Origin of the sequence: Winogradskyella pulchriflava, assembly GCF_042434315.1 — a bacterium.
GTDB lineage: Bacteria > Bacteroidota > Bacteroidia > Flavobacteriales > Flavobacteriaceae > Winogradskyella > Winogradskyella pulchriflava.
Map to the genome: position 1 here is coordinate 1,014,126 of NZ_JBHLTQ010000001.1, position 25,302 is coordinate 1,039,427.

Below are 25,302 nucleotides of genomic sequence, written 5' to 3' on the forward strand. Positions count from 1 at the left end.
AAGTTAAGAATTTTCTTCCTTATTAAAATAGTCTGACTGAATTTGTTCATTAATTCCATTTTGGAATTTAGTCATGCTAAACCATTGATGGATTGAGTAACTCCCTATTTCTCCACGTTTGTTTACAGCAATATACCCAACTTGAAAATTTTTATAATCACTGTTAGGCTTGTTCACAATTCTGCTTATAGCTTCCTCACATGCCTCTTGTGGTGATTTGCCTTGTCGCATTAATTCTACAACTAAAAAACTCCCAACAGTTTTTACAACTTCTTCACCTAAACCTGTGGCAACGCAGCCTCCAATTTCGTTATCTACAAACAATCCAGAACCTATGATTGGTGAATCACCAACACGTCCACTCATTTTATAGGCCAAGCCACTTGTAGTACAAGCGCCAGAAATATCACCATTTTTATCAATGGCTAACATGCCAATGGTATCGTGATTTTCAATGTTTATAATGGGTTTGTATTTGGCTTCAACTTTCCATTTATTCCATGCCTCTTTTGAAGCTTCGGTTAATAAATCTTCAGGTTCAAAACCTTTTGAAATAGCGAATTGTTTGGCTCCTTCACCAGCTAACATTACGTGAGGTGTGTCTTCCATAACTTTTCTGGCCACAGAAACCGCATGAGTGATATCTTGAAGATAAACTACAGCACCACAATTTCCATGCTTGTCCATTATACACGCATCGAGTGTTACATTGCCATCTCTATCTGGTAATCCACCTTTTCCAACGGATTGGCCTTTTTCATTGGCTTCTTCAACTCGGCATCCTTGCTCAACAGCATCAAGAGCATTTCCGCCAGCTTCGAGAACTTCCATAGCTTTTGCAGTAGCATCAATAACATGCCAAGTTGCGATGACTAATGGTAAACCTTGCAAATCAGCGATAGCGGCTTTGTTATCTTTGATTTTGTCTTTTGAATTTTTGTCATCACAAGAGGTGAGATTTGCTCCAACAGCTAAACCAACTCCAGTTAAGGAAGCGTTTTTTATAAAATGGCGTCTTTTCATCTGTTTAAATTTTTAACCATTAATACGTCACACCTTGTTTGTCTAAAACCGTCTTAGTTCTAAACGCATAAAACAATAAATATGCAAAACAGGCGACTGCCATCCAATACGAACCTTGAATTGAGAACACATCAGCTAATTTCCCTTGAACAGGTGGAATAATAGCACCACCTAAAATCATCATTATTAAAAATGCCGACCCTTGTGAAGTATATTTCCCTAAACCAGCGATACTCAACGTAAAAATACAAGGCCACATAATTGAGCAAAATAAACCACCAGATAAGAACGCGAATAAAGCAACATTTCCTGAAGAGAAAAGACCAATTAGCATTCCTAAAATTCCTAAAAGACTGAATATTTTCAGAGTTTGCACAGGATTATCTTTAGCTAAAAAGAAACCTCCAATTTGTACTGCAATACAAATAGCAAAGAATAATATTTCGTCTGTAGTGAAACTATATTTAATAGAGTTTGCCAAAATAATAACTCCAAATGCTACATAAGGAACAATAATTAGCAACGCTTTTTTAAGGCCTTTACTCGGATTAAAAACAGTTACAGCACCAACCCAACGTCCAATCATTAATCCTCCCCAATACAAAGAAATATAGGACCCTAATTGAGAGTCATTAAGTACAGGTAGTCCAAGTGCATTTAGATATGTGCCTTCAAAAGGTTGTTTTAAGAGTTCGCCAAGATTACTACCAATAGTAACTTCTACACCAACATAAGTAAAGATTGCCAACATGCCCAAAACGAGCTGTGGATATTTCATCGCTCCCCAACCACTAGCATTCTTACTAGCGCTTGTATTAGCATAAAATACAGAAGCAACAACAGCAACAAGAGCCACAAAAAGCAAAATGAGTCTAATGTTTTCTATCTCCTCTGTAGCAGTTTCGTTACCAGCATAAGTGCTAAAAATATAACCGAAGCAACCAACAATAACTAAGGTTAAAACGATTAATAAGTTTCGTGCCTTATTGGCTGGTTCAAAAGCAGTTTCAGATTTAAGTGCTGGTAATTTTTTTGAAAAATGAAAGAGTGCAGCAGCAATTAAGAATAAAACTCCAACTCCTAAATATAATTTTTGAACTGTGATTAAGGTGATTTCATTATTGGTAATCATTTGAGCTAATTCATCTGTACTCCATGATGCCGAACCAAAAATAACTAGGCTTACTACAACAGGACCTATAGTTGTTCCGAAGGAATTAATTCCACCTGTTAAATTCAAACGATGCGATCCTGTTTTTGGATCACCGAGTGCCACAGTAAATGGGTTGGCTGCCGTTTGTTGTAACGAAAAACCAAGAGCTACAATAAAAAAGGCGATGAGTACCAAATAGAATACTCCTGTCTGGCCTTGTTCTGCTCCAGCGGTTACAGGGTACATGATAAAAGCTCCTATTGCAGATAATAACAAACCATAAACAATACCGTTTTTGTAACCCCAATTATTAAGGATGTCTCGTTTTATAATACTCGATAAAACGAAAAGAGCTAATGCTCCGATGTAATAAGCGCCATAAAAAGCAAAATCAACCAATTGCGACTGAAATTGATCGATGTTAAAATAGGTTTTACAAAAGGGTATAAATACACTATTTGAAGCTGCTATAAATCCCCAGAAAAAGAAGACTGTACATAGCGTAGCTAATGCAGATTTGTTGTTTTGGTTGCTCATTTTTTATTAGTTGTTAGTTAGTTTCAAGTTCTTGTCCAAATTGTATTCTGTAGCCATTATTATCGTAAATGGCAAATTCTCTCATGCCGTAATCGAAGTTTTCTAAAGGATAGCAAATTGCAACTTTATCTTTTAGAATTTGCCAAAGTACATCGACATCATCCGTGTGAATATACAAACTCCCTGTAAAAGTTGTTTTAGGAAATTCATCTTTATTAAAACGTGATGATAACATAATGTCAACATCGTCTTTAGTCATCAAAGCCCAATGATTATCATCTCTATTAACACAAACGAAGTCTAAATTAGTTTCATAAAACGCAATGGTTTCATCCATGTTTTCAACTTCTAGTGTTGGTATTAATGCGTTAAATGCCATATTATTTTATCGAAATTTCATCCACAAAAATCCAGCTTCTCCCATCCAATGGGTAGCCTAAATGCCACTCTGGAAGTTCTCCCATTTTCTTGGCGATGATTTTTACGTATTTGTATTCAGTTTTTGGAATTTTAAATTCTACGGTTTTTATTTCAAGCTCACTATTTCTATTGGATGCATCAATTTTTTGAGATGGTAAGGCTTTAAAATTTTTATTGTCTTTTGAAACCAAACACTGCACTTCGGTAGGATAAAATATCCAAGCGCCTTGGTCTTGTAAAAAATTGATAGAAATAGTGTTGATAGGTTTTTGTTGTCCTAAATCCACAATAGCAACCAAATCTTGGTCATGATACCCTTGCCAACTTCCTGTTCTGTAATTTTTAGTACTTCTTATACCATCGATAAGGGCATCGTTTCCTCCTGCGGAATATTGATTAGCAAATTCACTTTCTAAAGTAATACTAAGATTAGGATCTATTTTGAAAAAGGGTGTCGTTAAAACAGGACTTTTTAAGTCTCCTTTTTCGGAATACAACTTCACTTTACAATCTTTTGAGATGGTAAACGGTGCTTCATATAATTTAAAGTCATCAGAATCTATAGCATAATAGATTTTAGCCTCTTTTTCAGAAGTTCCTAAAACAACTTCAGTAGAATCTCTGAATGTAATGTCTCCTTTGGCAATAAACGGCGAAGGTAAAATACGATGATCTGTAATTTCAGTTTTTGGTTCTGTTCCTTCTTTTGTTCCCCAAGTTGAAGGTTGATTCGTCATGTTAAATTCAAGAGTACCCTCTACAATGATATCAGAATGTTTAATAAAAGTATGTTCTAAGGATTTACCATTCAGTTTTACGCTCTCAATATAAATGTTGGTATCACTTAAATTATTAGCCATCATTTTAAATTGCTTCCCATTTTCAAGATTGATAGTTGCCTTATCAAAAAGTGGTGTTCCTATAATGTATTCATTACTTCCTGGCGTTACCGAATAAAATCCCATAGAACTCAACACATACCAAGCACTCATTTGTCCGCAATCTTCGTTTCCAGAAACTCCATCAGGCTCATTCTTGTAAAGCTCAGTTAAAATCTGATGCACTTTTTCTTGCGTTTTATGAGGCTTATTGACGAAATTATAGAGGTAAGCCATGTGATGACTCGGTTCGTTACCATGCGCATATTGTCCAATCAACCCAGTAATATCAGATTGTTCTCTACCTGATGTTTCCGTCTTTGCGCTAAATAATTCATCGAGTTGTGCTTCTAGTTTATCTTTTCCTCCAAGCAGATTTATAAACCCTGAAATATCCTGAGGCACATAAAAACTGTATTGCCAAGAATTGGCTTCGGTGTAATTAAAATTCACTTCATACGGATCGAAAGGTGCAAACCACGTATTTCTAAAACGACCACGCATAAATTTAGTTTCAGGATCAAACACATTTTTATAAAACTGTGCACGTTGAATGTAGGTTTTGTAATCTTCAGTCTTACCCATGTCCTTTGCCATTTGCGCAATCGTCCAATCATCATAAGCATATTCTAAGGTTTTAGAAACTGATTCGCTTTCCTCATCCACAGGAATAAAGCCATATTTTTTATATGCTTCTAAGCCAAATTTATCTCGGGTTGCCGAATGCTTCATAGCTTCAAAAGCCTTTTCAGTATCATAACCTCTAATGCCTTTTAAATAGGCATCTGCAATTACTGGTACTGCGTGGTAACCAATCATACAATCGGTGTAATTGCCTGCTAAATCCCACATTGGCATAATGCCACCTTCATCATACTTCGCTAAAAAAGTATTGATAAAATCATTGGTTTTTTCTTGCTCGATAATAGTGTATAATGGATGCGCAGCTCTGTACGTATCCCAAAGTGAAAACACGGTGTAATAATCAAAATCGGCATTATGAATTTCTAAATCCATACCTCTATAACGACCATCCACATCTTGATAGCGGTTTGGTGCAATCATGGTATGGTAAAGTGCTGAATAGAAGTTTGTTTTTTTATTCAAATCATCACTCTCAATGACGATTTTTTCTAGCTGTTTTTCCCAATAATCTTGAGCTTCTTTTTTTACCGTTTCAAAATCTTTGTTTCCGATTTCGGCTTCTAAATTTTTACGCGCACCTTCAATATCAACGGCAGAAATTCCGATCTTTATTATAATTGGTTCATTATTTGGATTAATAAATGTTAGTGAGGAACGTCTTGCGCCTGGCATTCCAGTTTCTGGAGGCGATTGTAACATATCATTAAAAGGATGCGATGTTTTAATGGCAAAGAATAAACGTTGATCTTTTGCCCAAGCTTCAGAATGACGATACCCAACAATTTCTGTATTAGAAATCTTATCAATTTTTGCATCTAAAACTTTATCGCGATGTACTAAATCTAAAATCACAAATTGATTTTCACTAGAAGGAAATTGATATTTATGGATTCCACTTCGTTTCGAAACTGTCAATTCCACAACAATATTCGTTGAGTCTAAATGTACTTTATAGTAACCTGGTTCGGCAACTTCATTATCATGAGAAAAATGAGCTCTATAGCCTTTTTTACCATCAGCTCCATTATGAAAATTATGCTCATTGGTTGGCATTAAAAGCACATCTCCATAATCGCTTATGCCTGTTCCGCTGAGATGTGTATGCGAAAATCCATAAATATAACTGTCGGAATAATGATAGCCAGAGCAACCATCCCAACCTTCTAATCGTGTATCTGGACTCAATTGCATCATACCATAAGGCAGAGTTGCGCCAGGATAGGTATGGCCATGACCACCAGTTCCAATAAAGGTGTTAACGTAGTTAATGAGTGGCTGATCTTTTTTAGCAGGTTGAATGTCAGTCTTTTTCTCGCACCCAAAAAGTACAATAAGCGCAATGAAAGCAGAAATAAGTTTAGGATTCTTCAAAAGAATGTTAATTTTAATGCATCTAATATACTAAAATGCATTTCAAGACATCGTTTGGTTTTATCATTTTGTTGTTAACGGTTTTAAGTTGCCAACATAAGCCTATTGAAGCACAAGAAGTTGCTATAATTCCACAGCCTAATTCAATAGACATTTCTAAGTCGGCTTTTGTTTTAAATCGTACAATAAGTATTAATTCTGAAGATACTTTTAAAATTAGTTCCGATTTTTTAAAGAGCTATTTAGAAAGTGGAGGTATTAAAGTCAACTCTGGAAATGATATAACTTTTATTGTAGATAAAAATCTTGGTAAAGAAGCTTACAGTCTTAATATTTCAGAAGATATTATTGAAATAAAAGCCAGTACAGACCAAGGCGCATTTTATGCAGTACAAACATTAAGACAATTATTACCAGTTGAATTTGAAAGTGGAAGCTTTGAAGGAAATCAAGTCAATATTCCTGCTTTAGTTATTGAAGATGCTCCTCAATTTACTTATAGAGGTATGCACTTAGATGTATCACGACATATGTTTTCTGTAGAGTTCATCAAAAAATATATTGATGCACTTGCCATGCTTAAGATGAACACTTTTCATTGGCATTTAACCGACGATCAAGGTTGGCGAATAGAGATTAAAAAATATCCAAAATTACAAGAGGTTTCTGCATATAGAGATGAAACTTTAGTTGGGCACTACAGCGACCAACCACATCAGTTCGATGGTAAAAGATATGGTGGTTATTACACGCAAGAAGAGGTGAAGGAGCTTGTTGCTTATGCTAAAGAACGTTTTGTGACTGTGATTCCTGAAATTGAAATGCCTGGACATGCACAAGCTGCCATTGCAGCTTATCCAGAATTGGGTTGCACAGGAGAGCAAGTTAAGGTTGCTCAAAAATGGGGAGTTTTTGAAGATATTTTTTGTCCAAACCAAAAGACATTTGCGTTTTTAGAAGATGTTTTGGATGAGGTATTAGAGTTATTTCCAAGCGATTTTATTCATATAGGAGGTGATGAAGCTCCAAAAACACGATGGAAAAATTGTGCGCACTGCCAAGCTTTAATTAAAAGCGAAGGGTTAAAAGATGAGCACGAATTACAGAGCTATTTTATCACAAAGATGGAAAAGTATCTCAATTCAAAAGGCAGACAAATTATTGGTTGTGACGAAATTTTAGAAGGTGGTTTAGCACCAAATGCAACCGTAATGTCATGGAGAGGAACGAGTGGAGCAGTTGAAGCAGCAAAATCTGGGCATAATGTAGTAATGACACCTACATCGCATTGCTATTTTGACTATTATCAGTCCGATGGCGAAGACGAACCATTGGCTATTGGTGGCTTTTTACCTTTAGAAAAAGTGTATGGTTTTAATCCAATTCCTGACGAGTTAACCAAAGAAGAATCAAAATATGTACTAGGTGCGCAAGGCAATATCTGGACAGAATACATACAAACAGAAGATCATCTTGAGTATATGGCTTTTCCGAGAATGTTGGCCATGAGTGAAGTGGTTTGGTCCAACCCTGAAAACAAAAATTATAAAGATTTTGTAGCAAGATTAGAGCATTTTCATAAGCGTTTGGATGCTTTAGGTATGAATTATGCTAATCATTTATATGAAATTGAAGGAGACTTAGTTTCAGAAGATGGAAAAGCTTTTTTTGAGTTTAAAACTCTAACGGAAGGCAAAACCATTCGATATACTTTAGACGGAACGGAGCCAAATTTAGAATCAGAAATTTATGCGGCAAGAATCCCAATTACAAAAAGCACAAAACTAAATGCTGCTGTTTTTAATTCTGAAAAACAACTCGGTAAAACCTTTACCCAAGAAATTAATTTTCATAAAGCTGTTGGAGCAAAAATCACCATTGATAAAAAACCACATAAATCGTATTCAGGAAGTGGAGCTGAAGGTCTTATAAATGGTATTAGTGGAAGCGATTCAAGATATGGAGATAAAGAATGGTTAGGATTTTTGGGAGAGGATATTGAGATAACTATTGATTTGGGTGAGGAAAAGGAAATCAATACCATTGAAACAAGGTTTTATAATGGGAATGGGCAGTGGATTTATGCGCCAAAAGTAGTTGAGCTTGCATTTGATAATGATAATTTTAGCCATATTTCTGTTTTTAATTTTGATGATTTTCTCATGAACTTCAAATTTGAAACAGAAGGGAAAAAGGCTAGAATTATAAAATTAAAAGTTCCAAATTTCGGAACAATCCCAGAAGGAAAACAAGGTGCTGGTAATAAAGCTTGGACGTTTATTGATGAGATAATTGTGAATTAATAATATAAATAAAAACGTCATTCCGAGGACGAAGGACTTGGGAATCTCACCATATCGAGATAAGAATAAAAAAACAAACAGATTGCCACGACCAAAAGGTCTCGCAATGACAGTTAGAATTATGCTTTTAGAAATCTGCGCCAACTCATATCAATCTGCAAAAAATGCCTGCGATGCAGGCGCGCATCGCATAGAATTATGTCAAGAACTATCTGTTGGTGGCGTTACACCATCCTATGGCTTATTAAAACAAGTAATTGACAATTTAAGGATTTCTGTGTTTGTATTAATCAGACCAAGAGGAGGCAATTTTGTGTATTCAGAAGATGAATTTGAAATTATGAAACACGATATTCAACTCTGCAAAGAATTGGGTTGTCAAGGGATTGTTTCGGGAGTTTTAAATGCTGATAAAACTATAGATTTAAGACGAACAAAAGAACTAGTAGATTTATCAAGACCATTGAAATTCACATTCCATCGTGCGTTCGATGAAGTCGTAAATCCGAAAGAAGCTTTGGAACAATTAATTAATTTGGGAGTTGAACGTGTATTGACGTCTGGTCAAAAACAATCAGCTGAATTAGGCATAGATTTACTGAAAGAACTTCATGAATTATCAAAAGGAAGAATCATGATTTTAGCTGGAGGAGGCATTAACTCAGAAAATGCATCAAAATTTAAAGAAATTGGATTAAAGGAAATCCACGCATCAGCGTCATCACAACTAGAGGAAAAAGACTCATTATTCTCGGTGCCATTAACAGCTTCGGATCCTCAAAAAATTAAAGCCATTTTAAATGTAATAAATTAGACCTTTCAGGTTTTTAACACCAGAAAAGTCTCAAAAGGCCTTATATGAAACACCTATTTTTTTTCTTCACTTTATGTTTGATTTGTTTTAGCTGTCAACCAAAACATGATGTGCCTGTAATTATTGAATTAGATGAAAACTGGCAATTTAAAAATACACATCACTTAGAATGGAAACCTACAACAGTTCCTGGTAATGTACATTCCGATTTGTTAGAACTGGGCTTAATAGAAGATCCATTTATTGGCAATAATGAAGAAGACGTACAATGGGTTTCTGAAACCGATTGGGAATATAAAACTACATTTTCTTTAGTTGAAGAAACACTACAAAAGAAAAATATAGAACTCAATTTTGAAGGTTTAGACACCTATGCTTCGGTTTATTTGAATGACAGTTTAATTCTGAAAACAAATAATGCTTTTAGGGAATTTAAAGTTGATGTTAAACCTCTATTAAAAAAAGAAAACAACTTGCATATTATTTTTGATAGAACATCTAAATACGAACTAGATGAAATTATTAAGCTTAAATATAATTTACCAGAAGGTGAACGCATTTTTACAAGAAAAGCGCAATTTCAATATGGTTGGGATTGGGGACCGAAGTTAAATACTAGTGGGATTTGGCGGCCGATTAAGTTGGTGGCTTGGAATGATTATAAAATAAGAGAAATAGACATAAAACAAATTAAATTAAATGATTCTATCGCGGATATTTTACTTGATGTTAAAAAACTTTCGAATGTAGAACTAGATAAAAATTTAACTTATAAAATCTACATTAATGATAAGCTAATGAAGACTTCCAGTGAAGTTTTAAAAGGTTATACTTGGGCTACTCGTTTTCAATTAAAAAATCCGAAACGCTGGTGGCCACACAATTTGGGAGAACCTTATTTGTATGATATAAAGGTGGTTGTAAAAGAAGAAAATAAAATTCTAGACAGTATTTCAATTAAAAAAGGATTAAGAACTATAGAGTTAGTCACTGAAAAAGATAGTATTGGCGAGTCCTTTTATTTTAAAGTCAATGACGTGCCAGTTTACGCCAAAGGAGCGAATTACATTCCGCAAAACAGCTTTCAGAATAACGTCACAGATACCCATTATGAAAAACTCTTAAATGATGTGGTCGATGCCAATATGAATATGCTTAGAGTTTGGGGAGGAGGTATTTATGAAAATGATATTTTCTATGACTTATGTGATGAAAAAGGCATTTTGGTATGGCAAGATTTTATGTTTGCTTGTGCTATGTATCCTGGCGATACAAATTTTTTGGAGAATGTAAAACTAGAAGCTATCGACAATGTAAAACGTCTTAGGAATCACGCTTCAATTGCGTTGTGGTGCGGTAACAATGAAAATTCAGAAGGCTGGCATCGTTGGGGTTGGCAAGATGGTAGAAGTGAAGAAGAAAAAGAAGAAATTTGGAACAGCTATTTAAAAGTATTTGATTCTATTTTACCAAATACAGTTGAGCAATTAACTGACATAGATTATTGGGAAAGCTCTCCAAAATACGGCAGAGGAAATCCCAAATACAAAACCGAAGGAGATGCACATGATTGGTGGATTTGGCACGACGGCTATCAGTTTGAACATTTAGAAGAAAACGTACCACGTTTTATGAGTGAGTTCGGATTTCAATCCTTTCCGAGTTATGAAACGATTCGGTTTATTAATCAGAATGATAGTTTAGAAATAACTTCCGAAGGCTTTAAAAATCATCAAAAACATTCCAGAGGGTTTCAAATTATTGAAGATTATATGAAGCGTGATTTTCCTGTGCCAGAAAGTCCAGAGGACTATGTGTATATGAGTCAGGTTTTACAAGCTTATGGAATCACAAAAGGCATCGAAGCGCAACGACGAGCAAAGCCCTATAATATGGGAACTTTATATTGGCAACTCAATGATTGTTGGCCTGCTGTGTCTTGGAGCAGTATCGACTATTTTGGAAATTGGAAAGCCTTACATTATAAAGCGAAACGAAGTTTTGAGAACTTATTAATCTCTTCAAAAGTTGAAAATGGTATTTTGGAAACTTGGATTGTTAATGATGATTTGGTTTCACGCAAAGGAACTTTGATTTTGCAGTTGATAGATTTCGATGGAAACATAATTTGGGAAAATTCAAAAGCAATAAAAGTGGATTCTAATTCTAGTGGTATTAAGCATTCATTAGATTTAAACAGGATACAATTTAAAAAAAATGAAACTGTTTTGGTTTCAAAATTTAACAATGAAAAATCCTACTTCTTCTTTGTAAAACCAAAGGATTTAAAGTTGAGACAAGCAGAAATTCAGCAAAAAACATTAAAAACTGAAAATGGTTTTTCTATTGAATTATCAAGTAAAACCCTTCAAAAAGATGTGTTTTTGTTTGCAAAAGCAAAAGGACATTTTTCTGATAATTTCTTCGATTTATTGCCAAATGAACCAAAAACCATTGAATTTCTTACCCAAAACAAGGAATCAGTTAACTTTAATATTAAATGCATTAACAATTTTATAAGATAGTTTGAAGTTTCGTTCTCTAAATTTGTAAATAAAAATTATTTATGCTGCGTTGGATTGTATTAATTATCCTAATCTTTTTACTTGATTTCTATGCCTTTCAGGTGGTAAGAACCTTAACCAAAAGCTTTTGGGTTTATCTGATTTATTGGATGCTTTCTGTAGTGGTGATTGTGAATTTCACTTACTACTATTACAATTTTGTAAGAGGAGAAAGCTTTACACATGGTCATGGTTATGCAGTAGCATTTTTATTTACGCTGTTTCTTCCAAAACTATTTTTAGTATTATTTATGTTTGGTGAAGATTTGGTGCGATCCATTTCGTACTTAATTCAGAAATTAACTAAGGATTCGGCTCATTTTAATGGAAGAAGAGAGTTTGTTTCTAAACTTGCTTTAGGTATTGCTGCCATTCCGTTTGCATCGTTTTTGTATGGAATTACTAGAGGAAAATATAACTTCCAAGTTATAAATCATCAGTTGTTTTTTGAAGATTTACCTGAGGCTTTTGATGGTTATAAAATTACGCATATCAGTGATATTCACTCTGGAAGTTTGGAAAGTAAAGAAGCTATTGCAGAAGGTGTTGAGTTGGTAAATAAACAAGAAAGTGATCTTATTTTATTTACAGGTGATATTGTGAATAGCAAAGCAGAGGAGATGATTGGCTGGCTTTCAGTTTTTGATAAGTTTAAAGCTAAAGATGGTAAGTTTTCTGTGTTAGGAAATCATGATTATGGGTATTACGCTTATGGTGGAGATATTGAATTGAATAAGAGCAACCAGATGGAAATGGAAGCGGTTCATGAGCGAATAGGTTTTGATTTATTGTTGAATGAAAGCCGACGCATTGAAAAAAATGGTCAACATATTAACATCGTGGGTGTAGAAAATTGGGGAGCCTCTCGCCATTTTCCAAAGCGAGGAAGTTTAATTGACGCTACTAAAAATATTGGTACTGATGAATTTAATATTCTACTGAGTCATGATCCTTCGCACTTTGATTACAAAGAGATGGAACTCAACACTGATGATATTAATAACCACGACATAGTTATAGATGAAACTAATGTCATTAATTTTGAAAAAGAGATTCAATTAACCCTTGCAGGACATACACATGGTATGCAATTTGGTATTGAATTACCGTTTTTAGGTATAAAATGGAGTCCTGTAAAATACCGTTATCCAAAATGGGCAGGAATGTACAAAGAGAAAGGTAAATATTTAAACGTTAATAGAGGTTTTGGGTATCTTGCTTTCCCTGGCAGAGTAGGAATCTGGCCAGAAATTACAGTAATAGAGCTTAAAAAGGGTGCAAAAGCCACATAATTGTTTAGAAATGCTTATTTTTATATAACTAGTACTGAACCTACTAAAGGTTACTATAAAAATTTTATGTAGGTTTGTAAAACACGTTTGACTAAAACTATAATGTATGTCAAAATTTGGGGAATTAATAGATGTCGATATTCCGGTACTATTAGACTTCTATACAGAATGGAATGACCAATCTGTTGCTATGCATCCTGTACTAAGAGATGTAGCAGCTGCTCTTGGCAATAAAGCTAAAGTCATTAAAATAGATGTAGATAAAAATAAGGAGTTAGCCGAAGCACTTAGGGTTAAAGGCTTGCCGACGTTAATTATCTATAAAAATGGAGAGATGAAATGGCGCCATAGTGGTGAGCAAGATGCCAACACTTTAATTGAAATTATTCAAGAATACGTTTAGTTTACAAAGTTTTAAATGTATAACCCTTGGTCGAGTAGTATTCCAACACTTTAGGTAATGTGTATTTTAAATTTCGTGATGCCTTTATACTATCATGAAAAACAATAATACTGCCTTCTTTTGCTGCTGATGTTACATTTTTAAAACAAGTTTCCTCACTAACAGATTTATCCCAATCATAAGACAGTACATCCCATAATATAATTCGATAGCCTAATTCCAATAATTTTTTGCTTTGGTTGTTTTTAAATTTCCCGTATGGAGGACGAAATAGGTTGGTGAAATTTTGAGTTTGAGATTTTATGAGTTCATCAGTTTTAATAACATCTTCTACGTAGTGCTTGGTTTTGTGCTTCCAGCCTTTTAAATGATTGAAAGTGTGATTGCCAATAGTATGACCTTCGGAAATTATATTTTGAAATATATGAGGATGTTTTTCAATATTATTACCAATACAAAAGAAAGTAGCTTTGGCATTATATGTAGCTAAAGATTGAAGCACCCAATCCGTAACCTCTGGTGTTGGACCATCATCAAAAGTAAGATAGAGCTGTTTATTAGCGGTATCGATATTCCAGACAAAATTTGGAAATAATGTCTTCACAAATCCAGGAGTTTTGGCTGGAATAATTTGCATCTATATTTACTCTTCTGGTGTAATGGAATCTTTAATGCTATCGTTTAAAATAGCATTAATATCTAAGTCCTCTAGAGGTTCATCAGAGGTGTCTTCTGGTCCCATCAACTTATCTAACAAACTTAAATAACTGTTGAATTTTTTCGTTTCTTCTAACGCAAATTCTTTGTCATTATATATTACCAGAACATCTACAAGAGCTCTATAACGTTGCACGTCTGTAAAAATATCTTCAATGAGTCGTTCTTGGTCATCTATATCCATGCCACTGTAATACAAGAGGTTTTCTTGGTATTTTTTAGCTACATCTTTATATAGTGCACGACCCTTTTCAATATTTCCTATTTCATAATAAGCGCTAATGTAAGGCTCCAATAAGGAATAAAAACCAAACTTATCGACTGGCATTTTTTCCATAGCCAAATCAGCAATTTCTTCAGCCTTATCCAGTTTGTTTTCGTTAATGAGTGTTTCTATTAAACGTGCTAAATTACCTCTATAAGTAATACCATTTCTTCTGGTTTCAATATCATGGTAAATATCTTCACCACTTCCTCCCCAATTCCATTTCTTAACCATCTCGTACATTAAATCAGGATCTACGCGTCCCATGTCATAAGGATTAGCTCTATCGACTGGAGTTTTGATAGGGACTAATTTATAACACATACCATCTAGTTGTAAATAGTCTTTTAGCCATATATAGTCATCTGCTCCAAAAGCACCACCTGTAAAATAAATAGGTCGTTCCCAATTATTATTGGCCAAAATATCTAACATCAATAATCTGTTTTTGTAGATGTAGCTACCATCAATTGTGGTATATAGACTATCTTCAATTTTGTCAGCGTCTTTGGGTTGTACAATACCGTTTTTAAGTACCATATCCTTATTAACTGGTATACTAATATGTTTCGTCGGGAAATAATTAGAATTTAATAGATGCTTAGGATATTGTCTTGGGTCTTCATCTCGTCTTTCTACAATATATTTTAATTTTGTACTAGGTTCTTCACTAGAAACAAAATCCATAAATCGCTTAATATCTAAAGTATCATTGGCAATTTCCTTGCTAATTTCTCTGTAAACAATGACATCTCTATTTTCACCACGGTATTGGTTATGGGTTAATTGAGATGGAATAGGATCACTTTCGTAAGCCTTGCGTTTCATTTGGTCTATGTACCAATCTGTTTGAAATAAACTGGTGTTGACAACTCTAACATCTGTGCGGACTCCTTCAATTTCTTGAAGATACCATAGTGGAAAAGAGTCATTATCTCCAATTGTAAACAGTATGGCATTAGGAGCACAAGATTCTAGATATTTACGCGCCATGGCATTGGCAGTATATTTACCTGAACGATCATGGTCATCCCAATTGTTTGCAGCTAAAACTCCTGGTACAATAACTATACATGCTAAAGTTATTGCAGGTGCTAGTAATTTTGATTTAATATTAGACTTTAACAGGTCGTAAATTGCGTAAACTCCAAATCCAATCCAAATGGCAAACACATAAAATGAACCAACAACAGAGTAGTCGCGTTCACGAGGCTCAAAAGGTCTTACATTGGTATAAAACTGAATAGCAATACCAGTGAGTAAAAAGAATACTAATAGTACCCAAAAACGTTTGGCATCTGAATATAACAAAAAGAAGAAGCCTACCAAACCAAGTAAAAGCGGTAAAAAGTAATAAGTGTTTCTAGCTTTATTTTCAAGAACTTCGGTTGGTAAATTATCCTGAGATACACCAAGATGTATTTCATCAATAAATTTAATACCAGAAATCCAATTGCCATTAAAATCATCATATTTGCCCTGTATATCATTTTGTCTTCCTGTGAAATTCCACATAAAATAACGCCAATACATATATCCAAACTGGTATTGAAACATATAAACGAGGTTGTCTATAAATGATGGTTTTTCAACGATGAGATATTGCTGTCCATAACTTCTTAAGAATTGATCGTAATCCTCGTAATCAATTTCATGATTTTTTATTCGCATTCTAAAATCGTTTATCACGCTTTCAAAACGCTTTTTTTCTTGTACAGAATACATACCAGCTTCTTCCTCAGAAAGCCCATAGCTTAGAGCTTCGTTATAAGCACGTGTTTGTAAACTAGGATCTAATTTAAACTCTATTAACCCAGTAAACATCATGTAGTTTTCGGCATGTTCGCTACTCCACATTCGTGGTAAAACAGAAGCGTGCTTATGGTTGTAATTTTGCTTGCTTTTTTCCCAATCATTAATTACAACATATTTTCCGAGTTTTTCATCACGTTCATAGTTCTTTTTACCATCTACAAAAGGCTCATTTTCATCTGCACCAGAATAAATTTCAGTAAACTGAGGGCCATAAAACAAATGGGTTTCAGGATATTGCTCTAAGTTGTAATATGCTAAAAGTTCCCTAGCATCAGAAGGATCATTTTCGTTAATAATAACATTGGCATTCGCTCTGATTGGTAGCATCATCCAAGATGAGAATCCAATAAAAATAAACATAAGGCATAATACCAAAGTATTGGCATGCATCATGCCTTTTTTTCTGGTGTAATTCAACCCAAAATAAAATAAAGCAATAACCATTAATCCAGTAATAATAGTACCTGAATTAAAAGGTAGTCCAATTGAATTAACAAAGAAAACCTCTAAGTATCCAAAAAGTTTTAGTGTAGAAGGTAGAAGTAACTTAAATATAAATAATAAAATTGCTGCAGAAGCCACATTAGCAATGATAAAATTCTTAACTGTTATGGTTTTGTAATTTTTAAAATAATAAATAAGACCAATGGCAGGAATTGTCAATAAGCCCATAAAATGAACACCAAACGATAACCCAATAACAAAAGCTATTAAAACTAGCCAACGATTGCCTCTAGGTTTATCCATATCTTGTTCCCATCGCAAGGCGAGATAAAACATAATTGCCATAATTAGAGTTGCCATGGCATATACTTCAGTTTCTACGGCATTAAACCAAAATGAATCTGTAAATGTAAAAGCCAAACTACCAACCAAGGCACTGCCCAAAATAGCGATGCCTTTGCTAGGACTAGAAGATTCCTTATCGTATTTAACGAGCTTAACTAATAACATACTAATCGTCCAGAACATAAATAGAATAGTAAAAGCACTTGCTACACCACTCATCATGTTCATAATCATTCCAATTTGCGAAGGCTCTAATGCAAACATTGAGAAAAAAGCTCCCATCATCTGAAATAAAGGCGCTCCTGGCGGATGTCCAACTTGTAACTTAGACGAGGTTAAAATATATTCACCTGCATCCCAAAAACTTACTGTAGGTTCTATAGTTAGTGCATATACTGTAAATGCTACAGCAAATACAAACCATGCTAATATGTTGTTCCACTTTTTAAAGTTAAAATCTGTCATGAAAAACCTTGCTTATTAATGCAGGCGAATTTACTAATTATTATAGTAATGCCTACATTTTTAAGTTAACGTTAAGTATTTTCGATTATTTTTCATCATTTTTTTTTGCCTAAGAAAAACTTTGTTTTAAATTTGCACCCTCATTTTGAGAGATTGGCCTATGGTGTAACTGGCAACACGTCTGGTTTTGGTCCAGAAGAGTCTAGGTTCGAGCCCTAGTAGGCCAACTTAAGTTTAAACCCTTATTCTGTTTTGAATGAGGGTTTTTTGTTTTGTGAAATATGTCTAAAGGGCTAGAAGATTATGCTGAGCTTGTCGAAGTGAGCCTAGTAGACCAACAAATAAAAATCCTAATCAATTATGATTAGGATTTTTTGTGAAAGGGAATTTTTTCAGAGAATTATATTTTAAAAGTTATTACAGGTCGTTTGGCATGGTTAACTAAATCTTCACTAATGCTACTATTAAAGAAATGAGCAATACCTTGTCTTCCATGTGTGCTAATACCAATAAGATCTGCATCTATTTCTTGAGAAAAATTTAAAATTCCTTCTTCTACACTTGTGTCGTTATGTACATTAATAGTGTAGTTTTCAAAAGTTTGACCAGAAATAAAATCGTTAATTCTCGTTCTAGAATCATAAGTGGTAATAAAATTATTGGCTGTATTCACCATCAACAAGTGTATTTTAGCATCAAACAATTTTGCAAATTTCACAGCTTGTTCATAGGTTTTTTTATTATCGTTTTTAAAATCTGAAGCAAATACAAAATCTCTGATTGTAAAACTGGCATGATGATTTTTAATCACCAAAACAGGTACGTCAGAGGAGCGTACAACCTTTTCGGCATTAGACCCAATAAACATTTCTTTAAGTCCAGACGCGCCATGAGAACCCATTACAATCAAATCTATATCAAACTCCTTACAAGCTTCTTTTATTTCGTTAAAAGTAATATCTGCTTTAACAGTTTCATGAACCGTTATGCCTTCTAAAAAATCACTTTCCATGAGATCTTCAAACTTTTTATGTGCTAGTTTCATAAAAAACAAAGCTTCAGGGATATCACTTTTTACAGCTCCAGGATCTATGTGCTGCATAGGAATTTCCATCATATGTAACAAATAAATCTCTGCATTATACTTTCTGGCCAGCATAGCTGCTACTTGCAATGCGTTATCTGCTTGCTCTGAAAAATCCGTAGGGACTAGTATTTTGTTCATTATAATTTTTGATTTGTGTTAGTACCATACAATTTAAGAAAATAATTCCATATTACGAAGCTTTGAAAAATCAATATAAATATTGTATATTTGCATCGTTATTAAAGAAATGGATATACGAGAGGACGAAAAGTCCTCTCTTTTTATATTATTAAATGTTCAAGAAAATAGTAGAAGACTTATTGCAAAATGCACTAAACGAAAGACAAGATCTATTTTTAATAGATTTCAAGATGTCTAACGATAATGCAATTAAAGTTGTAATAGATGGTGATAATGGTGTGTTGGTAGAAGATTGTATGTTTATCAGCAGAGCCATAGAACATAACATTGATAGAGATGAGAACGACTTTTCTTTAGAAGTTTTATCATCTGGTGCTACGACACCTTTGGTTTTGCCAAGACAGTATAAAAAGCATGTAGGCAGAAATTTAGAAATAAAAACTGAAGATGGTAAAAATCTTGAAGGAGAGCTCACTGATACTAATGAAGAAGGAATTGTCATTAAATGGAAATCTAGAGAGCCTAAACCCGTAGGAAAAGGAAAAGTAACAGTAACTAAAGAAGCTAATGTTGCTTTTAATAATATTAAAGAAGCAAAAGTTAAAATAAAATTTTAATTCACATCAATTATGGAAAATGTAGCGTTAATTGAATCATTTTCAGAATTTAAGGACGACAAGTTAATAGACAGAGTTACGCTGATGGCGATTCTCGAGGATGTATTGCGTAATGCATTGAAGAAAAAATATGGTGATGATGATAATTTTGATATAATTATAAATCCTGATAAAGGAGATTTAGAAATATGGAGAAATCGTATTGTTGTTGCAGATGGTGAAGTTGAAGAGCCTAACCAAGAAATAGCATTATCCGAAGCGCAAAAAATTGAACCAGATTTTGAAGTTGGTGAAGATGTTGCTGAAGAAGTAAAGTTAATTGACCTTGGAAGACGATCAATCTTAGCATTAAGACAAAACTTAATTTCTAAGATTCACGAGCACGATAATACAAACATCTATAAGCAATTTAAAGAATTAGAAGGCGAAATTTATACTGCTGAAGTACATCATATTCGTCACAGAGCAATTATTCTTTTAGATGACGAAGGTAATGAGATTATACTTCCAAAGGATAGACAAATCCCTTCTGACTTCTTTAGAAAAGGTGAAAATGTAAGAGGAATCATTGAAAGTGTAGAACTAAAAGGAAGCAAGCCGGCAATTATAATGTCTAGAACGTCACCACTGTTCTTAGAAAAATTATTTGAGCAGGAAATACCAGAAGTTTTTGACGGTTTAATCACTGTTAAAAAAGTAGTGCGTATTCCTGGTGAAAAAGCAAAAGTGGCAGTAGATTCTTATGATGATAGAATTGACCCAGTAGGAGCTTGTGTTGGTATGAAAGGTTCTAGAATTCATGGTATTGTACGTGAACTAGGAAACGAAAACATTGATGTTATCAACTATACCAATAACATTCAACTTTTTGTAACCAGAGCTTTGAGTCCAGCACGTGTAACATCATTAAAGCTTGACGAAGAAAACATGAGAGCAGAAGTGTTGTTAAAACCAGAAGAAGTATCAAAAGCTATTGGTAGAGGTGGTCACAACATTCGTTTGGCAGGTCAGCTAACAGGTTATGAAATAGATGTATTTAGAGAAGGAGCAGAAGAAGATGTAGAATTAAAAGAATTCTCTGATGAAATTGATGGATGGATTATCGACGAGTTTAGCAAAGCAGGCTTAGACACGGCAAAAAGTATTCTAGAGCAAGACGTTGACGATTTAGTGAAACGTACGGATTTAGAAGAAGAAACAATATTGGAAGTTATTAGAATTCTGAAAGAGGAATTTGAAGACTAATAGCAGTTTAACTTTAAAATTTTAGAAGTTAGATTGATATAAAACAGATTTAAGTATATTACAGCAATTTATGGCTCAAATTAGAATTAATAAAGTATTAAGGGAATTAAACATCTCATTAGATCGTGCTGTGGACTATTTAGAGTCCAAAGGTATCGAGATTGAGAAAAGCCCTAATACCAAAATTTCGCAAGAGGTTTATGATACGCTATCTGATGAATTTCAGACAGATGCAACAAAGCGTGAAAAAGCCCAAGAAGTTAGTGAAGCAAAACTCAAGGAGAAAGAGGAACTTCGTGAAAAACGCGAACGCGAAATTGAAGAAAAAGAAAAGAAAGTAGCCACAAAAGAAACTGTAGTTAAAGCTAAGGCAGATCTAAGTGGTCCTAAGCAAATAGGTAAAATAGATTTAGACAAGCCAAAAGCTAAAGTTGAGAAGAAAGAAGAAGAAAAGCCTAAGGAAAAACCAGTAGCTAAAGCCGAAAAACCAAAAGAAAAGGAAGAAAAGCCTAAAGAAGTTGTTGATAAAACTGAAAGTCCTAAAAAGCAGGAAAAAGTTAAGAAAGAAGAAAAGGTTGAGAAAATAGAGAAGGTAGAGAAGGTAGAAGCTAAGAAAGAGAAAACTTCAGGCGTTGTTGAAGAAAGAAAAGACGAAAAATTAAAAACACAATACCAAAAGCTTTCTGGCCCAACGACTACAGGAAAGAAAATTGATCTTTCGCAATTTAACAAGCCAAAAAAGAAAAAAGAAGAAAAGCCAGCATCATCTGGAGATACAAATAAACGTAAAAGGCGCCGAATCAGTAAAGGTGGAAATGATGGAGGTGATAAGCCTAACTTTGACAACCGAAGAGGCGGACAAAAAGGAAGAGGTAATTCCAGACCAAAAGTGGTTAAGGAGGAGCCTAGCGAAGAGGATGTTCAAAAGCAAATCCGTGAAACTTTAGAGAAACTTCAAGGAAAGTCTAATAAAGGAAAAGGAGCAAAATACCGTAGAGAAAAAAGAGATCAACATCGTCAGCAGACAGAAATAGATCAAGAAATTGCAGCAGCAGAAAGTAAAACACTAAAAGTTACGGAATTTGTAACCGTTAGTGAAGTTGCTACAATGATGAATGTTGGTGTAACTGAGGTTATTTCAGCATGTATGTCTTTAGGAATGATGGTAACGATGAATCAGCGATTAGATGCTGAAACACTTACTATTGTAGCAGAAGAGTTTGGTTACGATGTAGAATTTGTAACTGCAGATATCGAAGAATCAATCGATGTCGCTGAAGATGATCCTAAAGATTTAAAACCTCGTGCTCCAATCGTTACGGTTATGGGTCACGTAGATCATGGTAAAACATCGTTATTAGATTATATCCGTGAAGAAAACGTAATTGCAGGTGAGTCTGGTGGAATTACCCAGCACATTGGTGCTTATGGTGTTCAGTTAGAAGGTGGTCAAAAAATTGCATTCTTAGATACACCAGGTCACGAGGCCTTTACTGCAATGCGTGCTCGAGGTGCTCAAGTTACAGATATTGCAATTATTGTTGTAGCTGCAGATGATTCAATCATGCCACAAACAAAAGAAGCTATTTCGCATGCGCAAGCAGCTGGAGTACCTATTGTTTTTGCAATTAATAAAATTGATAAGCCAGATGCTAATCCGGATAAAGTAAAAGAAGGTTTAGCAAACATGAATCTTTTAGTAGAAGATTGGGGAGGAAAAATTCAATCGCACGACATTTCTGCAAAAGTAGGAACTGGTGTTAAAGAATTACTTGAAAAAGTATTGCTAGAAGCTGAACTATTAGAGTTAAAAGCAAATCCTAATAAACCGGCTCAAGGTACAGTTGTAGAAGCTTATTTAGATAAAGGTAGAGGTTATGTTTCTACTATTTTAGTTCAGGCTGGTACCTTAAAAGTAGGAGACTATGTTTTAGCAGGAAAAAATAGTGGTAAAGTAAAAGCAATGCACGATGAACGTGGAAACGATGTTTCTGAAGCTGGTCCATCAACACCAGTATCTATCTTAGGATTAGATGGTGCGCCACAAGCAGGTGATAAGTTCAATGTTTTTGAAGATGAGCGTGAAGCAAAGCAAATTGCAGCTAAGCGTACACAATTACAACGTGAGCAATCGGTTAGAACACAACGACATATTACACTTGATGAAATCGGAAGACGTATTGCACTTGGTGATTTCCAAGAATTAAATATTATCCTTAAAGGTGATGTGGATGGTTCTGTTGAAGCACTTACGGATTCTTTCCAAAAACTTTCAACTGAAGAAATTCAGGTAAACATCATACACAAAGGTGTAGGTGCCATTACAGAAAGTGATGTGTTATTGGCAACAGCATCAGATGCTATTATTGTTGGATTTAATGTGCGTCCAGTAGGAAATGCTAGGTCAATTGCAGATAAGGAAGAAATAGATATCAGAACATATTCAATTATCTATGCTGCTATCAATGACCTTAAAGATGCGATGGAAGGTATGTTATCTCCTGAGGTTAAGGAAGAAGTTACAGGTACTGCTGAGATTAGAGAAATATTTAAAGTTTCTAAAATCGGAAGTATTGCCGGTTGTATGGTTACTAACGGTAAAATCTATAGAAACTCTGGTATTAGATTAATTAGAGATGGTGTTGTAGTACATACAGGTGAACTTGCTTCATTAAAGCGATTCAAAGATGATGTTAAGGAAGTATCTAAAGGCTACGATTGTGGTATGCAGATTAAAAACTATAACGACATTGTAGAAGGAGATGTTATAGAAGCATTCCAAGAAGTTGAAGTAAAAAAGAAATTGAAGTAAATCAATATTCTTTAGACATAAAAAAAAGCGACCTAATTTTTAGGTCGCTTTTTTATTTAATTATTTTTTATCCAGCTTCGGCTGAAGTATAATAGCATCAATATATTTCTTTTTAATTTTTACTAATGCTCTGTCAGCTTCTAGTCTTGTGGCAAATTTGCCAACCCATACTTTATAATTAGGAGTGTTCCAATGCGTATCAACAGGCCACTCTGTGCCAAAAGCGTTTAGGAAATTAGCTTTCTCGCGTTCAGCCTTATCAGGATCTAGAGTATTATATACTTGTATGGTGTAAATTTTTACAGTCTTAACGTCTTTTTTGTATTCAAGAAGTTTATCAATGTCTCTATCTTGCTCAATATTTACTTTTCCTTCTTGTGCATTTAAAGAAAATGTAAATGCCATTAGCAAAATTGAAATACAGAAATACTTGGTTTTTAATATCATAATAATCAATTTAAATGCAAAGGTATAGTATTCAACGCAAATGGTTGAAAAAACTTATTTAGAATAGTTATAAATTAAGTATTAACACTTCACTAACATTTCTAAAATCGACATAATATCTTACTTTTGCGAGAGTTTTTTATAAACCTCTTTGTTCGCATTTGAATGAAAAAATCGTACCAAAGTTTAGAAGATAATTTAACCAATAATATGAAACAGGTGATCTACCGTAATTTAACCTCAAAGATTCTTTCTTTAGGTTTTGTTTTATTACTCACGTTTTCAACCTCACTTACTGCTCAAGATGGTGACCCAGCAAATGGAAAATCGCTTTTTAATGCCAATTGTGCAGCTTGTCATAAATTAGATAAACCAATGACTGGTCCTGCATTGCGAAATGTAGAGGCTAGATTAGCTGAAGAGCAGGGTTTAGATAGAGCTTGGCTTAATGCTTGGATTCGTAACAGTGCAGCAGTAATTAAGTCTGGTGATGCTTATGCAAATAAGATATTTGCTGAGTGGAACAATACAGCAATGACTGCTTTTCCTCAATTAGATGACCAGCAAATATCCGATATATTGGCTTATACAGCTGCTCCAGCTCCTGTAATTGTTGATGAAGGTGGGAAAAAAGATGGTGATCCTGTCGAGCCTGGAGTTTCAAACAACTTAATACTTGGTGCGCTTGCATTATTATTTGGTTTATTGGCAATGTCATTGGTATTGGTAAAGCGTACATTAAATCGTTTTGCTGAAGCTAAAGGTCTTGAGGTTGCAACCAAAGAAAAAGGATTGCCGCTTTGGAAAGCATTTGTGCAGAATCAATTTTTAGTTTTAGTAACTGCCATCTTCTTTTTGTTGGCAAGTGGTTACTTTGTTTACGGTTACTTTATGCAAGTTGGTGTAGATCAAGGTTATGAGCCAGTGCAGCCAATTCATTATTCACATAGAATTCATGCTGGTGATAATGCTATTGATTGTAAATACTGTCACTCATCTGCTAGAGTAAGTAAGACTTCGGGTATTCCTTCTTTAAATGTATGTATGAATTGTCATAAATCAATTTCAGAAGTTGCGCCAGAAACTTTAGCGGAAGGAAAAGATTATGGTGTGGATTATAATGCTGAAATCCAAAAATTATACGATGCTGTAGGTTGGGACGGAACTGGTTACACAGGGGAATCTAAACCAGTAAAATGGATAAGAATTCACAATTTACCAGATTTTGCTTATTTCAATCACTCGCAACACGTTTCTGTTGCTGGTATTGAGTGTCAGACCTGTCATGGTCCTGTAGAGGAAATGGAAATAATGTACCAACACACACCATTAACAATGGGTTGGTGTATCAATTGTCATAGAGAAACAAACGTGAAAGTTCAGGATAACGAATACTATACTAAGATACACGAACAGTTGTCTAAAAAGTATGGTGTAGATCAGTTAACTGCGGCGCAGATGGGTGGATTGGAATGTGGTAAGTGCCATTATTAATTTTA

The 25,302-nt window shown here is 34.3% G+C and carries 17 protein-coding genes and 1 tRNA gene; 10 read left to right on the top strand and 8 right to left on the bottom strand.

The features are described 5' to 3' along the window. Positions 1-3 precede the first annotated feature (3 nt). The 4 genes from ACFFGA_RS04445 to ACFFGA_RS04460 are packed head-to-tail and all read right to left on the bottom strand — an operon-like array spanning position 4 to position 6,027. Positions 4-1,023, bottom strand: coding sequence for an isoaspartyl peptidase/L-asparaginase family protein (locus ACFFGA_RS04445; protein WP_386060238.1), 1,020 nt, complete (start codon positions 1,021-1,023; stop codon positions 4-6). A gap of 19 nt (positions 1,024-1,042) precedes the next feature. After that, entirely contained in the window at positions 1,043-2,713 is a 1,671-nt protein-coding gene (locus ACFFGA_RS04450; protein ID WP_386060241.1) for an MFS transporter, read from the bottom strand. 13 nt (positions 2,714-2,726) lie between these two features. After that, positions 2,727-3,092, bottom strand: a complete 366-nt coding sequence (locus tag ACFFGA_RS04455; protein ID WP_386060244.1) for a VOC family protein — start codon at positions 3,090-3,092, stop codon at positions 2,727-2,729. Position 3,093: 1 nt separating this feature from the next. After that, positions 3,094-6,027 carry a GH92 family glycosyl hydrolase gene (locus ACFFGA_RS04460; protein WP_386060247.1) on the bottom strand — a complete coding sequence of 978 codons (2,934 nt, stop codon included), beginning with the start codon at positions 6,025-6,027 and terminating at the stop codon, positions 3,094-3,096. A 35-nt stretch (positions 6,028-6,062) separates the two neighbouring features. On the opposite strand from ACFFGA_RS04460, the gene ACFFGA_RS04465 reads away from it, so the two are divergent. From ACFFGA_RS04465 to ACFFGA_RS04485, 5 genes are all read left to right on the top strand, one after another. Continuing rightward, positions 6,063-8,330 (top strand): beta-N-acetylhexosaminidase, encoded by a 2,268-nt coding sequence (locus ACFFGA_RS04465; protein WP_386060250.1) that lies wholly within the window; start codon positions 6,063-6,065, stop codon positions 8,328-8,330. 121 nt (positions 8,331-8,451) lie between these two features. Beyond that, complete coding sequence (locus ACFFGA_RS04470) at positions 8,452-9,144, top strand: copper homeostasis protein CutC (protein ID WP_386060636.1); 693 nt, start codon at positions 8,452-8,454, stop codon at positions 9,142-9,144. 44 nt (positions 9,145-9,188) lie between these two features. Then, complete coding sequence (locus ACFFGA_RS04475) at positions 9,189-11,669, top strand: beta-mannosidase (RefSeq protein ID WP_386060252.1); 2,481 nt, start codon at positions 9,189-9,191, stop codon at positions 11,667-11,669. Between the two features lie 41 nt (positions 11,670-11,710). After that, positions 11,711-13,000 carry a metallophosphoesterase gene (locus tag ACFFGA_RS04480; RefSeq protein WP_386060255.1) on the top strand — a complete coding sequence of 430 codons (1,290 nt, stop codon included), beginning with the start codon at positions 11,711-11,713 and terminating at the stop codon, positions 12,998-13,000. A 106-nt stretch (positions 13,001-13,106) separates the two neighbouring features. Next, entirely contained in the window at positions 13,107-13,403 is a 297-nt protein-coding gene (locus ACFFGA_RS04485) for a thioredoxin family protein (protein ID WP_386060258.1), read from the top strand. A 1-nt stretch (position 13,404) separates the two neighbouring features. Here the strand turns inward: ACFFGA_RS04485 and ACFFGA_RS04490 are convergent, their stop codons facing one another. Beyond that, positions 13,405-14,040 (bottom strand): polysaccharide deacetylase family protein, encoded by a 636-nt coding sequence (locus ACFFGA_RS04490; RefSeq protein ID WP_386060261.1) that lies wholly within the window; start codon positions 14,038-14,040, stop codon positions 13,405-13,407. Between the two features lie 6 nt (positions 14,041-14,046). After that, on the bottom strand, positions 14,047-17,454 hold the full coding sequence (locus tag ACFFGA_RS04495; protein ID WP_386060264.1) for a glycosyltransferase family 117 protein: 3,408 nt from the start codon (positions 17,452-17,454) through the stop codon (positions 14,047-14,049). A gap of 154 nt (positions 17,455-17,608) precedes the next feature. On the opposite strand from ACFFGA_RS04495, the gene ACFFGA_RS04500 reads away from it, so the two are divergent. Continuing rightward, positions 17,609-17,681: transfer RNA gene (locus ACFFGA_RS04500), tRNA-Gln, on the top strand. Positions 17,682-17,854: 173 nt separating this feature from the next. On the opposite strand, the gene ACFFGA_RS04505 is transcribed toward ACFFGA_RS04500, so the two are convergent. Beyond that, positions 17,855-18,679, bottom strand: coding sequence for a universal stress protein (locus ACFFGA_RS04505; protein WP_386060267.1), 825 nt, complete (start codon positions 18,677-18,679; stop codon positions 17,855-17,857). A gap of 155 nt (positions 18,680-18,834) precedes the next feature. Here ACFFGA_RS04505 and rimP point away from each other — a divergent pair, with 155 nt between their 5' ends. The 3 genes from rimP (at position 18,835) to infB (ending at position 23,356) form a co-directional block, all read left to right on the top strand. Further along, positions 18,835-19,299 (top strand): ribosome assembly cofactor RimP, encoded by a 465-nt coding sequence (gene rimP, locus ACFFGA_RS04510; RefSeq protein ID WP_386060270.1) that lies wholly within the window; start codon positions 18,835-18,837, stop codon positions 19,297-19,299. A gap of 12 nt (positions 19,300-19,311) precedes the next feature. Then, complete coding sequence (gene nusA, locus ACFFGA_RS04515) at positions 19,312-20,544, top strand: transcription termination factor NusA (protein ID WP_386060273.1); 1,233 nt, start codon at positions 19,312-19,314, stop codon at positions 20,542-20,544. 70 nt (positions 20,545-20,614) lie between these two features. After that, the gene (gene infB / locus ACFFGA_RS04520; RefSeq protein ID WP_386060275.1) at positions 20,615-23,356 is read left to right on the top strand and encodes a translation initiation factor IF-2; all 2,742 of its coding nucleotides are present in this window, start codon (positions 20,615-20,617) and stop codon (positions 23,354-23,356) included. Between the two features lie 60 nt (positions 23,357-23,416). Here infB and ACFFGA_RS04525 read toward each other — a convergent pair whose 3' ends face one another. Continuing rightward, positions 23,417-23,761 (bottom strand): SPOR domain-containing protein, encoded by a 345-nt coding sequence (locus tag ACFFGA_RS04525; protein ID WP_386060277.1) that lies wholly within the window; start codon positions 23,759-23,761, stop codon positions 23,417-23,419. 252 nt (positions 23,762-24,013) lie between these two features. Between ACFFGA_RS04525 and ACFFGA_RS04530 the strand changes: the two genes are divergently transcribed. Beyond that, on the top strand, positions 24,014-25,297 hold the full coding sequence (locus ACFFGA_RS04530) for a c-type cytochrome (protein WP_386060639.1): 1,284 nt from the start codon (positions 24,014-24,016) through the stop codon (positions 25,295-25,297). Positions 25,298-25,302: the final 5 nt, after the last annotated feature.